Source organism: Rhizobacter sp. (assembly GCF_032229685.1).
Classification (GTDB): Bacteria; Pseudomonadota; Gammaproteobacteria; order Burkholderiales; family Burkholderiaceae_C; genus LMDS01.
Window position 1 is genome coordinate 51,774 of the sequence record NZ_JAVTWP010000003.1, and the last position, 13,745, is coordinate 65,518.

General features: G+C 68.7%; 10 protein-coding genes. 6 read left to right on the forward strand and 4 right to left on the reverse strand.

The window, feature by feature from the left end:
- The first annotated feature begins 12 nt into the window (after positions 1 to 12).
- Genes pstB through phoR form a run of 4 tightly spaced genes read left to right on the forward strand, consistent with a single transcriptional unit; the run spans position 13 to position 3,678 of the window.
- Positions 13 to 798, forward strand: a complete 786-nt coding sequence (gene pstB, locus AC30PD_RS01195; RefSeq protein ID WP_489533806.1) for a phosphate ABC transporter ATP-binding protein PstB — start codon at positions 13 to 15, stop codon at positions 796 to 798.
- Between the two features lie 31 nt (positions 799 to 829).
- A complete protein-coding gene (phoU, locus tag AC30PD_RS01200) occupies positions 830 to 1,537 on the forward strand; it encodes a phosphate signaling complex protein PhoU (RefSeq protein ID WP_489533807.1) in 708 nt (235 codons plus the stop codon).
- A 25-nt stretch (positions 1,538 to 1,562) separates the two neighbouring features.
- Positions 1,563 to 2,276, forward strand: a complete 714-nt coding sequence (gene phoB, locus AC30PD_RS01205) for a phosphate regulon transcriptional regulator PhoB (protein WP_489533808.1) — start codon at positions 1,563 to 1,565, stop codon at positions 2,274 to 2,276.
- Positions 2,277 to 2,301: 25 nt separating this feature from the next.
- Complete coding sequence (phoR, locus tag AC30PD_RS01210) at positions 2,302 to 3,678, forward strand: phosphate regulon sensor histidine kinase PhoR (RefSeq protein WP_489533809.1); 1,377 nt, start codon at positions 2,302 to 2,304, stop codon at positions 3,676 to 3,678.
- Between the two features lie 10 nt (positions 3,679 to 3,688).
- Here phoR and AC30PD_RS01215 read toward each other — a convergent pair whose 3' ends face one another.
- From AC30PD_RS01215 to trxA, 4 genes are all read right to left on the reverse strand, one after another.
- The gene (locus tag AC30PD_RS01215) at positions 3,689 to 5,344 is read right to left on the reverse strand and encodes a hypothetical protein (protein ID WP_489533810.1); all 1,656 of its coding nucleotides are present in this window, start codon (positions 5,342 to 5,344) and stop codon (positions 3,689 to 3,691) included.
- Positions 5,345 to 5,461: 117 nt separating this feature from the next.
- Positions 5,462 to 5,722 carry a type B 50S ribosomal protein L31 gene (locus AC30PD_RS01220; RefSeq protein WP_489533811.1) on the reverse strand — a complete coding sequence of 87 codons (261 nt, stop codon included), beginning with the start codon at positions 5,720 to 5,722 and terminating at the stop codon, positions 5,462 to 5,464.
- Between the two features lie 99 nt (positions 5,723 to 5,821).
- Complete coding sequence (gene rho, locus AC30PD_RS01225; protein WP_489533812.1) at positions 5,822 to 7,084, reverse strand: transcription termination factor Rho; 1,263 nt, start codon at positions 7,082 to 7,084, stop codon at positions 5,822 to 5,824.
- 261 nt (positions 7,085 to 7,345) lie between these two features.
- A complete protein-coding gene (trxA, locus tag AC30PD_RS01230) occupies positions 7,346 to 7,675 on the reverse strand; it encodes a thioredoxin TrxA (RefSeq protein WP_489533813.1) in 330 nt (109 codons plus the stop codon).
- Positions 7,676 to 7,794: 119 nt separating this feature from the next.
- Between trxA and AC30PD_RS01235 the strand changes: the two genes are divergently transcribed.
- The gene (locus AC30PD_RS01235; RefSeq protein ID WP_489533814.1) at positions 7,795 to 10,413 is read left to right on the forward strand and encodes a PD-(D/E)XK nuclease family protein; all 2,619 of its coding nucleotides are present in this window, start codon (positions 7,795 to 7,797) and stop codon (positions 10,411 to 10,413) included.
- Complete coding sequence (locus tag AC30PD_RS01240; protein WP_489533815.1) at positions 10,410 to 13,661, forward strand: UvrD-helicase domain-containing protein; 3,252 nt, start codon at positions 10,410 to 10,412, stop codon at positions 13,659 to 13,661. Before AC30PD_RS01235 ends, AC30PD_RS01240 begins: the two co-directional genes overlap by 4 nt.
- Positions 13,662 to 13,745: the final 84 nt, after the last annotated feature.

The window sequence follows — 13,745 nt, forward strand, 5'->3', positions numbered from 1 at the left end:
AGGACAAACACGATGGACGTCAGAGTCGATCTGCCCGTGACCGAACGCATCAAGCTCTCGGTTCGCAACCTGAACTTCTACTACGGCGGCTTTCATGCGCTGAAGAACATCAACATGGACATCCCCGAGAAGAAGGTCACCGCCTTCATCGGGCCGTCGGGCTGCGGCAAGTCGACCTTGCTGCGCACCTTCAACCGCATGTTCGAGCTCTACCCCGAGCAGCGCGCCGAAGGCGAGATCATTCTCGACGGCGAGAACATCCTGAAGAGCAAGGACGACGTGTCCTTGTTGCGCGCCAAGGTCGGCATGGTGTTCCAGAAGCCCACACCGTTCCCGATGTCGATCTACGACAACATCGCCTTCGGCGTGAAACTCTTCGAGACGCTGCCCCGGGTCGAGATGGACGAGCGTGTCGAGTGGGCGCTGAAGAAGGCCGCGCTCTGGACCGAGGTGAAAGACAAGCTGAACCAGAGCGGCTCGGGCCTGTCGGGCGGGCAGCAGCAGCGCCTGTGCATCGCACGCGGCATCGCGATCAAACCCGAGGTGTTGTTGCTCGACGAGCCCTGCTCGGCGCTCGACCCCATTTCGACCGGCAAGATAGAAGAACTGATCGGGGAGCTGAAGAGCGACTACACGGTCGTGATCGTCACGCACAACATGCAGCAGGCCGCGCGCTGCTCCGACTACACGACCTACATGTACCTCGGTGACCTGATCGAGTTCGGGCCGACTTCCGAGCTCTTCATGAAGCCGAAGAAGAAGGACACCGAGGACTACATCACCGGTCGCTTTGGTTGATGCCCGCGGCGGAGCAACAAGGACACAGAACATGACCGACAAGCATCTTTCCACCCAATTCGACGCCGAGCTCAGCGGCATCTCGACTCGTGTGCTCGAAATGGGCGGCATGGTCGAGTCGCAGGTCGCGCGCTCGGTCTACGCGCTCACGAACTTCAGCGCCGACATCGCGTCCGAGGTGCTGGTGACCGAAGAGCGTGTCAACATGACCGAGATGGAGATCGACCGCGACCTCTCGACCATCATCGCGCGGCGCCAACCCACGGCGCGCGACCTGCGCCTACTGATCGCGATCTCGAAGACCATCGCCAACCTCGAACGTGTGGGCGACGAGGCGGCGCGCATTGCGCGCACCGTGCAACGGCTCGTGAACTCCGGTGCGTCGAGCCGCATGCGTTTGCCGGTGAACGACCTGGCCTACGAATCGGAGCTCGCGGTCGCGCAACTGCGCAAGGCACTCGACGCGTTCGCGCGGCTCGACGTCGACAAGGCCATCGAGGTGCTCAAGCAGGACGACCTGATCGACCAGGAGTTCGACGGCCTGATGCGCAAGCTCATCACCTACATGATGGAAGACCCGCGCACCATTTCGTCGAGCATCGACCTCGTGTTCGTGGCCAAGGCGATCGAGCGGGTCGGTGACCACGCCAAGAACCTGGCCGAGCAGATCATCTACATCGTCAAGGGCACCGACGTGCGCCACAACTCGGTCGTGGCGGTGGAGTCGCTGGTCCGATGACAAGACCCGTTTTCAGGAGCCGCGCATGAGCCACATCCTCGTTGTCGAAGACGAAACGGCGATCGCCGAGCTGATCTCGATCAACCTGCGGCACGCCGGTTTCGAAGTCACGATCGCCGGCACCGCCGAGCAGGCGCAGGCCGCGGTCAACGGCGAACTGCCCGACCTCATCATCCTCGACTGGATGCTGCCAGGCCAGTCGGGCGTGGCCCTGGCCAAACGCTGGCGCAGTGAAGCGCGCACGCGCGAGCTGCCGGTCATCATGCTGACGGCACGCGCCGACGAGGCCGACAAGATCGCCGGGCTCGACGCAGGGGCCGACGACTACCTGACCAAGCCGTTCTCGACCAACGAGCTGATGGCGCGCATCCGCGCGCTGTTGCGCCGCAAGGCCCCCGAGGCGCTCGATGCCGCGGTCGAGGTGGGTGCCCTGAAGATCGACCCCTCGACGCGCCGCGTGACCCGTGGCGACGCCGAGGTGAAGGTCGGCGCGACCGAGTTCCGCCTGCTGCACTTCTTCATGACGCACCCCGAGCGGGTGCACAGCCGCGCGCAGTTGCTCGACCGCGTATGGGGCGACCATGTCTTCATCGAAGAACGCACAGTCGACGTGCACGTGAAGCGCCTGCGCGAAGCGCTCAGCCCGGTGCAGTGCGCCGGCATGATCGAGACCGTGCGGGGCGCAGGCTACCGCCTGACGCAACAGCCGGTGACCCAGCCGCAGGCGCTGTCGGCGTGAGTGTCGTGGCTCCGGCGAGCGCGCCATGACCTGGCTGTTGCCGCGCCTGCTGGCGGTCGTGCTGGCCATGCTGGCGGGCGGCCTGATGGGCCTGTGGGTCGACCGTGCCGACGCGTCGGTGGTCGGCTTGCTGCTCGGCGGCGCGTTCGCGATCAGCGTGCTCGTGGTGCGCGACACGCTGCATGGTTACCGGCTGATCGCCTGGCTGCGCGGCTCGCAGGAAGGGCCGGCACCGCGTGACGCCGGCTTGTGGGGCGAGCTGGGCTACCGGATCGAACGTTCGCTGCGTTTGCGCGAGCACGCGGCCGCGACCGAGCGCACACGCCTGACTCAGTTTCTGTCGGCGATCGAAGCCTCGCCCAACGGCGTGATGTTGCTCGACGCCGGTGACCAGATCGAATGGTGCAATTCGCTCGCGGCCGACCACTTCGGGCTCGACCCGCAGCGAGACCGCCGCCAGCCCATCACCAACCTCGTGCGTGCGCCGGCCTTCGTGGCCTACCTTCAGGCGGCGCAGTTCGACGAAGCGGTGCAGATGCCGCAGCCGCGTGGCAAGGGCCTGCTCTCGGTGCTGGTGCGCGAGTATGGTGACGATCTGAAACTCGTGCTCTCGCAAGACATCACCGAACGCGAGCGCTCCGACGGCATGCGGCGCGACTTCGTCGCCAACGTGTCGCACGAGATCCGCACGCCGCTGACGGTGCTCTCGGGTTTCATCGAAACCTTGCGCAGCCTGCCGTTGACCGAGGTCGAACGCAAACGTGTGCTGCAGTTGATGACGCAGCAGGCCGACCGCATGGGCTCGCTCGTGAGCGACCTGCTGACGCTGGCGCAGCTCGAAGGCAGCCCGCGGCCTCATGCCGACCGCTGGGTCGCGCTCAAGCCGCTGCTGAACCAGATCGAGATCGACGCACGGGTGCTGTCCGGCGGGCGCCACACGTTCGTCTTCCCGGCCGATCCGGAGGCCCAGATTGCCGGGGCCCAGAACGAACTGCAGAGCGCCATCACCAACCTCGTCAACAACGCCGTGCGCTACACACCCGAAGGCGGGCGCATCGAGCTGACCTGGCGGGTGCAGGGCGACGGCTCGGGCGAGATCGCGGTGATCGATACCGGGCCGGGCATCGCGCGCGAGCACTTGCCGCGCCTCACCGAAAGGTTCTACCGGGTCGACGGCAGCCGCTCGCGCGACACCGGCGGCACCGGGCTGGGCCTGTCGATCGTCAAGCACGTGGTGCAGCGCCATGGCGGTGAACTCGACATCCAGAGCGACGTCGGGAAGGGCTCGGTGTTCAGGCTGGTGTTTCCGGCCGCGCGGGTGCGTGCTGGCGCGTCGGAAGGCGGCTCGTCGGGCATGGCTACGGCGGCGGTGTCTGCCCCGGCCGAGAGCGCGCTCGGCTGAGCGTCTGCCCTCAGGGTTTGGCGCGCCGATAGATCGCGCTGGTCTCGTCGTTGCGTGTGTTTCGGCGTTCACGCGCCAGCAGACGCCAGCCGCTGCCCGGCGGCGATGCGGCCTGCATCTGCACGAGGTAGTCACAACGCGTCGCGTTGGCCGGTGTGACGGCATCGACCCTGTAGCCACCCAGGTACTCCATCGCCACCACCTGCGCTCGCGGCACGTCGGGTGCCGCCACGCACGCACCGCGGGGCACCTGTTGTGCGATGCGTTGCACCAGCGAGCGGTAGCTGCGCGCGTGGTCGAGCGGCGGCAACAACAGGGTCATCAGCAGCAACCAGCACAGCGCCACGCCGCTGGCGGGCAGGACCAGACTTTTCCACAGCGGGTGGCGGCTGCGCCCCGTGCGCCACTTCACCAGCCACAGCCAGGCGAGCGTGCCGACGATCGCCAGAGCCAGCGCGAGCAGCGAAAACGCCGGCACGTATCCCGGTGCGAGCCGGGCGATGTTGAGCGCCGGTTGGCGGGGCACACCGGTGTGGATCGACACGTAGACCACCCAGATGACGATGGCCCCGCCGCTGAAGAAAAAGACCGAGAACCAGTCGATCGCCGCGGCGGTGCTGCGTTGCAAGGTCGGCAGTGCGAACGCGGCCAGCACGGCCAGCGGCGGCAGCGCCAGCATCAAGGCGCGATCAGACCCGCCCATGGCGACGCAGGCGACCAGCGCCACCCCCGCGCATCCGAGCGGGATGGCAATGTGCCGGTCGGAGAGCTGGCCACGCCAGCGCCAGGCAGTCCAGAGCGCCAGCGGCCATGCTGGCCACGTGAACCAGGCGAGCAGACGCAACTGTTCCCAGATGCGTGCTGCCGTGATGTCGCCTGCCACGGCACGCCACCGCCAGGCGCCCAAGGCCGTGCCCACGATGACTGCCAACACCACGCCGGCGATGACCCAGCGCACGAGGCGCCGCGCGGTCTCGTAGCTGGAGCGTTGGCAGATCACCGCGCCCACTGTGCCCAGCGCCAGGGCGATGGTGGGGGCGCCACTCGCGGCCAGTGCCGGCAAGGCCAGCAGCGCCGCGAGTCGGGGCTGCAGGCCACGGAAAGGGCTGGCGGCCAGCGCGTAGACGAACAGGCTCACGCTGGCGAGCTGCGCCAACTCTGGCGTGGTCTCGTGGCCGAGTTGCAGCAGGCCCAGCGACGCGATCAGTGCCAGCAGCGCGCCGTCTGCAATCGCCCTGGCGTAGTCGGTCGGGCGGGCTTCGCCACCGAAAGCGAAGGGCAGGGGTTGGGCCGCTTCGGTGCGCGCGAGGTGGTAGGCCGCGTACCAGCTCAGCACCAGCGCGACGACCAGCAGCAATGCGAACGGAATGCGCGCCGCCAAGGCCGGGTCGACCCACGGCGTCAGCAGCTTGATGAACGAGGCCCCGAGCCAGTAGGGCAACAGCGCCGCGTCGGCCGGCAGGCCGCCGACGGTCGGCGCGAGCCAGGCGGTGCGGCCCTGGGCGATGTTCACCATGTAGCCGAACGCGGTGATGTCGGCGTTCTTCCACGGGTCGCGGCCGAGCAGGCCGGGCAGCACGTAGGCGGCGCAGAACAGCAGCAAGGCGAGCCGCGGGATGGGCTGTGCGGCACGCTGGGTGACGAGGGCAGGGTTGGGTGAGTTCAATCAGGGCTCTGGAATCAGCCGCGAATGATGCAGCAACTCGGGTGCACGGGCTCTGCGGAAACGAGCGGGCAACAAAAAAGGCAGCCTTGGCTGCCTTTCTCGCGAGTGCGCAGGACCTTACTTCTTGGTGCTCAGGTGCGCGAACTTGTTGCGGAACTTCTCGACGCGGCCGCCCAGCGAGTCAACGCTCTTCTGCGTGCCGGTGTAGAACGGATGCGATTCGCTGGTGGTTTCCAGCTTGAACAGCGGCAGTTCGCGGCCGTCGTCCATCTTGATCGTTTCTTTGCTCGTGGCGCACGAACGGGTCACGAACTTGAAACCGTTGGACAGGTCCACGAAGCACACTTCGCGGTACGTGGGGTGAATGCCTTCTTTCATGGGAACCTCTGCACTGGTCATCTACGGGAGCCACGCCGAACCATTCGGCGCACTTTCCGTCATGCGGAAAACCGCAGATTATAGCCCGAGCTGCGCCGGTCAGCCCCCGCGCCGCATCATGTCGAAGAAGTCGAGGTTGTTCTTGGTCGACTTCATCTTGTCGAGGATGAACTCCATCGCCTCGATCTCGTCCATCGGGTAGAGCAACTTCCTCAGGATCCAGGTCTTTTGCAGGATCTCTGGCTGCAGCAGCAGCTCTTCGCGGCGCGTGCCGCTCTTGTTGATCAGGATCGACGGGTAGACGCGCTTCTCGGCCATGCGGCGATCCAGGTGGATTTCGCAGTTGCCGGTGCCCTTGAACTCTTCGTAGATCACTTCGTCCATGCGGCTGCCGGTGTCGATCAGGGCGGTGCCGATGATGGTCAGCGAACCGCCTTCTTCCACGTTTCGCGCAGCGCCGAAGAAGCGCTTCGGGCGCTGCAAGGCGTTCGAGTCCATGCCGCCGGTGAGCACCTTGCCGCTGGAGGGCAACACGTTGTTGTAGGCGCGAGCGAGGCGGGTGATCGAGTCGAGCAGGATCACCACGTCTTTCTTCATCTCGACCAGGCGCTTGGCGCGCTCGATCACCATCTCGGCCACCTGCACGTGGCGCGCCGCGGGCTCGTCGAAGGTCGAGCTGATGACCTCGCCACGAACCGTGCGGACCATTTCGGTCACTTCTTCGGGCCGTTCGTCGACGAGCAACACGATCAGGTGGCACTCGGGGTGGTTGGCCACCAGCGCGTGCGCCAGCTGCTGCATCATCACCGTCTTGCCGGTCTTGGGCTGCGCGACGAGCAGCGCGCGCTGGCCTTTGCCGATGGGCGCCACCAGGTCGATGATGCGGCTGGTGATGTTCTCGTCGGTCTTGATCTCGCGCTCGAGCTTGAACTGCTCCTTGGGGAACAAGGGCGTCAGGTTCTCGAACATCACCTTGTGCTTGCTCTCCTCGGGCGCCACGCCGTTCACGCGGTCGACCTTCACCAGCGCGAAGTAACGTTCGCCGTCTTTCGGCACCCGCACCTCGCCTTCGATCGCGTCGCCCGTGTGCAGGTTGAAGCGCCGGATCTGGCTCGGGCTCAGGTAGATGTCGTCGGTCGACGCCATGTAGCTCGCGTCGGGCGACCGCAGGAAGCCGAAGCCGTCGGGCAAGACCTCGAGCACGCCGTCGCCGAACACCTGCTCGCCGGCCTTGGCGCGCTTTTTCATGATCGCGAACATCAGCTCCTGCTTGCGCATGCGGGCGACGTTCTCGATCTCGAGCGCCTCGCCCATCGTGATGAGCTCGGAGACGTGGATCAGCTTGAGTTCTGAAAGATGCATGGGCGAACACCCTGGGTGAATGCTGGCGGCCCGCCGCGGGGCGGGCTCAGCCTGAGGAGCGGCCGATGACAGAAAAGGCCGGGTCGGGGATGCGCAGTGCGCGAAGAACGGGAAGTGGGGGTGCCGAAAACACGCGCCGCCGGGTGGGGCGTTGACGCCGCTACGCTGTTTCAGCGGCTCGCGTCGTGCGGTGGGGGCAGAACTCTTGCGGCAGAAACCGGGTGCTGGGTAAGCGCCGGTTCCTGCAGCGTTTGGCGCAGATTATAGATGACCGTCGAGGAAAGCCGTCAACTGGGCTTTCGACAGTGCGCCGACCTTGGTGGCGGCGAGCTGGCCGTCCTTGAACAGCATCAGCGTCGGGATGCCACGGATGCCGAACTTGGCGGGCACGTCGCGGTTCTCGTCGACGTTCATCTTGGCGATCTTCAGGCGACCGTCGTAGTCTTTCGATACCTCGTCGAGGATCGGCGCAATCATCTTGCACGGGCCGCACCATTCAGCCCAGTAGTCGACCAGCACGGGTTTGTCGGCCTTCAGCACGTCGGTGTCGAACGACGCGTCGGAAGTGTGTTTGATCAGTTCGCTGCTCATTGTTTGTCCTCAGGCAAGCACCGCATGAAGTGGGTGGCAAGGCACAATGATTCTGACACAAAGCCCCAACCCCCGTGGCGCGCGGCGCTGCCTTCCTGCCTATGGCAACCATAGCCCGCGTGGCTCTTGAAAGCAGCGAATCCGCCCCCGACGCCTGGCCGGCGCTGGCCCGGCAGATCGGCCAATGGGCAGATTCGCATGCGGTCGAGTTGCGTGATGCGGTGCTGCTCTTGCCTTTCACTCAGCTGCTCCCGCTGGCGCGCGCTGCCTTCGCACGAGGCGATGGCTGGAGCCCGCGCATCGAGACCACACGCACGCTCGCCGCGAGCCTGGGGCCTGCGGCACCCGCCGAGCGTGGCCAGATCACGCATGACGCAGCGGTCGACGCGCTGACGGCCGCGCAGTTGCTGCGTTCACAAGCCTGGGGTGCCGCCTGGGCCGGGCGCGACCCGCGCGGTTTCGAGCAGGCGGTCGACCAGGTCGTGGCCACGAGCCACGAGATCGCGCGGGCTGCGGCGGCCATAGCTCCGGCCGAGCGGCCTTCCTACTGGGCGCGTGCCCGCGACCTGCTGGCGCCGGTGGCCGGGCCCGGGGCCACCGCGCGCATGCTCGCACGCGTGGCACTGGAATGGGCGAGCCTGGCGCCGGCGCCGCCCACCGACCGCTTGTTCGCCTTGCGACCGTCGGCCTGGATCGTGGTGCAGGCGGGCGGAGCCGAGCCGCTCGCCCTGCGCTTGCTGGGCGACGCACACGGCCCCGCCTTGCTGGTCGATGCCGACGCGCCCGCAGAGCGCCCGTTCGCCGGGCTCGCCAAGACCACCTCGCCCGTGCTCGCCGTGTGCGACGACTTCGAACACGAAGCGGTCAGCACGGCGGCGACCGTGCTCGAGCACCTGTGCCGTGGCGAACAGCCGGTGGCGCTGATCGCCCAGGACCGCGCGCTGGTGCGTCGTGTGCGTGCGCTGCTCGAACGCCAGCAGGTCGGTGTGGTCGACGAGACCGGCTGGAAGTTGTCGACCACGCGCGCCGCCGCACAGGTGATGGCGCTGCTCGGCGCGGCGCGCCGCGACGCTCGCATCGACGCCGTGTTCGACTGGCTGCGTTCGGGCACCCTCTGGTCAGCACCGGCGCACACGCGAGCCCTGGCCGAGCTCGAGTCGACGTGCCGCGAGCAGCAGGTGACCAGCCTCGCGGCGCTCGGTCGGGCCCGGCTCGAAGGCTTGCCCGAGCGTCTTCGAGGCGACGTCGGTGTGGTGTTGCAAGAACTGGCGCTGCCCGGCCGCCAGCCATTGCAACGCTGGCTCGCCGCGCTGGCCGCAGCCCTGCAGCGCTGCGGCTCTCTGCCACTGCTCGCCGCCGACGAAGCCGGGCGACAGGTGCTGGTCGCGCTGCGGCTCGACGCAGCGCAGGCCGGCGCCGCGGCCTGGGTCGCCACCGCGTCGGCGATCGCCATGTCGTTCACCGAGTTCAGCACCTGGGTCGACCGGGTGCTGGAGCAGGAGAGCTTTCGCCCACCACCGGCCGCGAATGCGCAGCTTGTCATCGTGCCGCTGGCCCGAGCCATGCTGCGGCCCTTCGGCGCGATCGTGTTTCCCGGGGCCGACGACAAACACCTCGGCGCACACGCCGCACCGCACGCGCTGCTCGGTGAAGCGCAATTGCTGGCGCTCGGGCTCCCCGACGCGGCGCAACGCGGCAGCGCGGAAGAAAAAGCCTTCGGGCAGGCGCTGCGCACGCCACGCATCACCTTCCTGCGGCGGCGCGCCGACGCGACCGAGCCGCTGGCCGCCAGCCCGCTGATCGAGCGCCTGGCCCTGGCGCTCTCCCACGAAGGCCGTGCCTTGATGCCGTGGCCCGAGCCGGGCCACGAAGTCCTGATCGAGCCGACGCCGATCTTCCTCAGCGCGCCGGCGGCGCCTGGCCTGCTCCCCGAGCACCTGTCGGCCAGTGCCTGCGAAGCGCTGCGCGCCTGCCCGTACCGCTTCTTCGCGCTCAACCTGTTGCGCCTGCGCGAAGAAGACGAGCTCGACGGCGAAGTGGAGAAGCGTGACTACGGCACCTGGCTGCACCATGTGCTGCACGTCTTTCATCGTGACCGCCCGGCGCCCGCAGGTGCTGCCGAAGACCTGGCGCGCCTGCACGCCGTGGCTCTGGAAGCGCAAGCGGCGGAGGGCCTCGACGAAGCCGAGTTCCTGCCGTTCGCGGCATCGTTCGCCGCCTTCGCGCCGCGTTACGTGGACTGGTTGCACGAGCGCGAGGCGCTCGGCGCACGCTGGTTGCGCGGCGAAACCGGGATCGAGATCACGCCACCGGCATTCGAGGGCACGGTCTTGCGCGGCGTCATCGACCGAATCGACGTCGTGCCTTCCGAACAAGGCGAAGCGCAGCAACTGATCGACTACAAGACCGGCCACATCAGCGGCCTGCGTGACAAGGTCAACGAGCCGCTCGAAGACACCCAGCTCGCGTTCTACGCAGCGCTCGCCCGCTCGCAGACCACGCTGCCGTTGCGGGCGGTCTACCTCGCGGTCGACGGAACCAACGCCATCGAGACCGCCGAGCACAAGAACGTCGAAGCGACTGCATCGATCCTGCTCGAAGGCCTGGCGCACGACCTGTCGCGCTTGCGCGCCGGTGCCGGCATGCCTGCACTGGGCGAGGGCGCGACCTGCGAACACTGCGACGCGCGCGGCGTGTGCCGCCGTGACCACTGGTCGCCGCCGGGGCCGGGCGCATGAGCGGCGCCGGCGCAGCGGCCTACCAGGCCGGCGGCGAGCCGGTCTCACGCGAGGCGTTCTACGCGCTCGCCTGCGACCCGCAGCGCAGCGTGGTCGTCGAAGCCTGTGCCGGCGCCGGCAAGACCTGGATGCTCGTCTCGCGCATGCTGCGCGCGCTGCTCGAAGGGGCGCAGCCGCACGAGATCCTTGCGATCACCTTCACCCGCAAGGCCGCGGGCGAGATGCGCCAGCGCCTGAACGAGTGGCTGCGCGAGTTCGCCGCGCCGGGCGTCGCTCACGAGAAGCGTGTGCAGGCGCTGATGGAACGCGGGCTGTCGGTGGCCAGGGCCGAAGCGCTCGCCCCCGAACTCGCCGGCCTCCACGAACGGCTGCTGGCCGGCGGCCGGCCGGTCGAGATCCGCACTTTCCACGCGTGGTTCTCGCAGCTGCTGCGCGCCGCGCCGCTGGAACTGCTGGCCGAGCTCGGGCTGCAGCCCGACATGGAGCTGATCGAAGTCATCGAAGACCACCGCAGCGAGGTGTTCCGGCGCTTCCACGCCGCGATCCTGCGCGACCCGGGTCTGCAGCGTGACCATCAGGCGCTCGTCGCGCAGCGTGGCCGCAGCCAGGCGCGCAAGTGGTTCGAGGCGGCGTGGGCCAAGCGGGTCGAGTTCGAACTGACCGATGCGGCCGGGGCGCTCGAAGCCAGCGTGCCCGCCGTGTGCGCGCCCGGTTCGCACCCGGCGCAGGCGCTGCAGACCTTGCCCTGGCAAGAGTCGCTGCGGGAACTGGCCTTGCTGCTGGGCCAGGGTGGCGCCTTGGCGAAGAAGGCGGCCGTCGCCATCGAAGAGGCGCTGCAGCCCTTGGACGCCGCAGCGCAGTTCAAGGCGCTGTGGGCTGCGTTGTTCACCGACAAGGGCACGCCGCGCAAGCTCGGCAACAGCGCCGCGCTGGCTTCGGTGCAGGGTGCGCTCGAAGACATCGGAGCGAAGACCCGCCAGCACGAGGCCCACGAAGAGCATCTGCGCATGGTGCGCCTCTCGCGCGCGCTGCTGGCGGAATTCGCGGCCTACAAACGTGCGCGCGGTCTGGCCGACATGTCCGACCTCGAAGCCTGCGGCCTCGCGCTGCTGCGCGACGCCACGCTCGCGGCCTGGGTGCAGGAGCGGCTCGACGCGCGCATCCGCCATGTGCTGATCGACGAATTCCAGGACACCAGCCCCTTGCAGTGGCATGCGCTGCACGCCTGGCTGTCGGCTTACGCCGGTGCCGGTGGTGGCGCGAGCGGCCAGCGTGCGCCCGGCGTGTTCATCGTCGGCGACCCCAAGCAGAGCATCTACCGCTTCCGCCGCGCCGAGCCGCGGGTGTTCGCGGCGGCCCGTGGCTTCGTGGTCGAAGCGCTCGGCGGCGTGATGCTGGCCTGCGATCACACCCGGCGCAACGCGCCCGAGGTGCTGGGCGTGTTGAACGCCGTGTTCGACGCGGCGAGCGCGGCGGGTGACTTCAGCGGCTTTCGCGAGCACACCACCGAACTCGCCGCCACGCCGGGCGCGGCGGTGTTCGCGCTGCCACGCGTGTTGCGCCCGCCGCGTGTGGCGAAGGCCGCGGCCGCGACCGAGTGGCGCGACACGCTGAGCGTGCCACGCCACGAACCCGACGAAGTGTTGCGCGAACAAGAAGCCGCGCTGGTCGCCCGCGCAGTGCACACGCTCGTGGCCGGGCAACAGTTGCGGCCGGCCGAGATCTTCGTGCTGAGCCGCAAGCGCCAGTCGCTGCGGCTCGTGGCCGACGCCTTGCGCCAGCTGCACGTGCCACACGCCGCGGCCGAAGACTATGAACTGATGAGCGCGCCCGAAGCGCAAGACCTCGTCGCCTTGCTCGACTGCCTGGTCGCTCCCCAACACCGTCTGTCGTTGGCCCGGGCCTTGCGCAGCCCGGTGTTCGGCGCCAGCGACGACGACCTGGTGGCACTGGCGCAGCAGGCGGTCGGCGGCGACTGGTGGCGCGCCTTGCTCGAGCTCGAAGCCGCATCACCGGCGCTCGAACGCGCGCGCGCGCTGCTGCAGCGCTGGTCGGCCGCGGCGCAGACGCTGCCGCCGCACGACCTGCTCGACCGCATCGTGGCCGAGGGCGAGGTGCGCGAGCGTGTGGTCGCCACGGTGCCACCCGAGCAGCGGGTTGCTGCGCTCGAAGCGGTCGCTGCCGTGCTCGGCCAGGCGTTGCTGCTCGACGGCGGGCGTTACGCCACGCCCTACAACTTCGTGCGCTCGCTCAAGCGCCGCACCATCAAGGTGGCCGCGCCGGTGCAGCCCGACGCCGTGCAACTGCTCACCGTGCACGGGGCCAAGGGCCTGGAAGCCCGGGTCGTGTTCGTGATGGACGCCGACCCCGAGAACAAGAAGGCCGAGAACGCCACACTGCTCGTCGACTGGCCGATCGACGCTGCCGCTCCGCGTGCCTGCGCTTTCGTGTATTCGGAATCGGCCTGTCCGCCGTCGCTGGCGCCGCTGCTGGCCGAAGAGCGCGCGGCGCGCGAACGCGAAGAGCTCAACGGTTTGTACGTGGCGATGTCGCGTGCGAAGGAGCGGCTGGTTTTCAGCGCGACCGAGCCGTTCGCGGCAGCGCCGAAAGCGTCGTGGTGGCAGCGCGTCGAACCTTGGGCCACACCCTGGCCTGGCGTGCCTGACGCGCCAGCCGAGCCGACCGCGGCGCCGGGCAGCGCCGTGGCACGCCTGCGCGTGCCGCCGGTGTGGGCAGGGCAGGCGGCCGCGCTGCCGGGGCCTGTCGCCGCCACCCCGCCAGCGGCCGACACCGCCGCCACGCGCCTCGGCCAGGCCGTGCACCGCGTGCTGGAATGGGCCAGCCCGCAGCCGGCGCTGGATCAAGTCGACCTCGGGGCTCTGGCCCAGGGCGCAGCGCTCGAGTTCGGCAGCGATGCGAGCGAGGTCGAGCGCCTGGCGGGCGGGATTTTGCGCAGCCCGGCCTGTGCGCGTTTCTTCCGCGGGCCGGGCTTGCGCTGGGCCGGCAACGAAGTGCCGGTGAGTGCCGCCGGCGAGCCGCTGCGCATCGACCGGCTGGTGCTGCTCGACGAGCCCGGCGGCCCGGTCTGGTGGGTGCTCGACTACAAGCTGCAGCACGCGCCGCAGGGGCTCGACGAGTACCGCGCGCAGATGCTGCGCTATCGCAGCGCGGTGCAGGCTGCCCAACCCGGCGCGGTGGTGCGCTGCGCATTCATCACCGGGGCCGGGGCGGTCGTCGAAGTCGACTGAGGGCCCGGCCGCTGCGCCGCGCATCAAGCCGCCAATTGGCCGGTCTTGCACCGGCTGATCGGCGTTTCGGCGGCGCCGGCCTGC

Bases quoted from the DNA above. Each gene is read 5' to 3' on its own strand.
- pstB (WP_489533806.1), top strand. From the start codon at position 13: ATGGACGTCAGAGTCGATCTGCCCGTGACCGAACGCATCAAGCTCTCG.
- phoU (WP_489533807.1), top strand. From the start codon at position 830: ATGACCGACAAGCATCTTTCCACCCAATTCGACGCCGAGCTCAGCGGC.
- phoB (WP_489533808.1), top strand. From the start codon at position 1,563: ATGAGCCACATCCTCGTTGTCGAAGACGAAACGGCGATCGCCGAGCTG.
- phoR (WP_489533809.1), top strand. From the start codon at position 2,302: ATGACCTGGCTGTTGCCGCGCCTGCTGGCGGTCGTGCTGGCCATGCTG.
- AC30PD_RS01220 (WP_489533811.1), bottom strand. From the start codon at position 5,722: ATGAAAGAAGGCATTCACCCCACGTACCGCGAAGTGTGCTTCGTGGAC.
- rho (WP_489533812.1), bottom strand. From the start codon at position 7,084: ATGCATCTTTCAGAACTCAAGCTGATCCACGTCTCCGAGCTCATCACG.
- trxA (WP_489533813.1), bottom strand. From the start codon at position 7,675: ATGAGCAGCGAACTGATCAAACACACTTCCGACGCGTCGTTCGACACC.
- AC30PD_RS01240 (WP_489533815.1), top strand. From the start codon at position 10,410: ATGAGCGGCGCCGGCGCAGCGGCCTACCAGGCCGGCGGCGAGCCGGTC.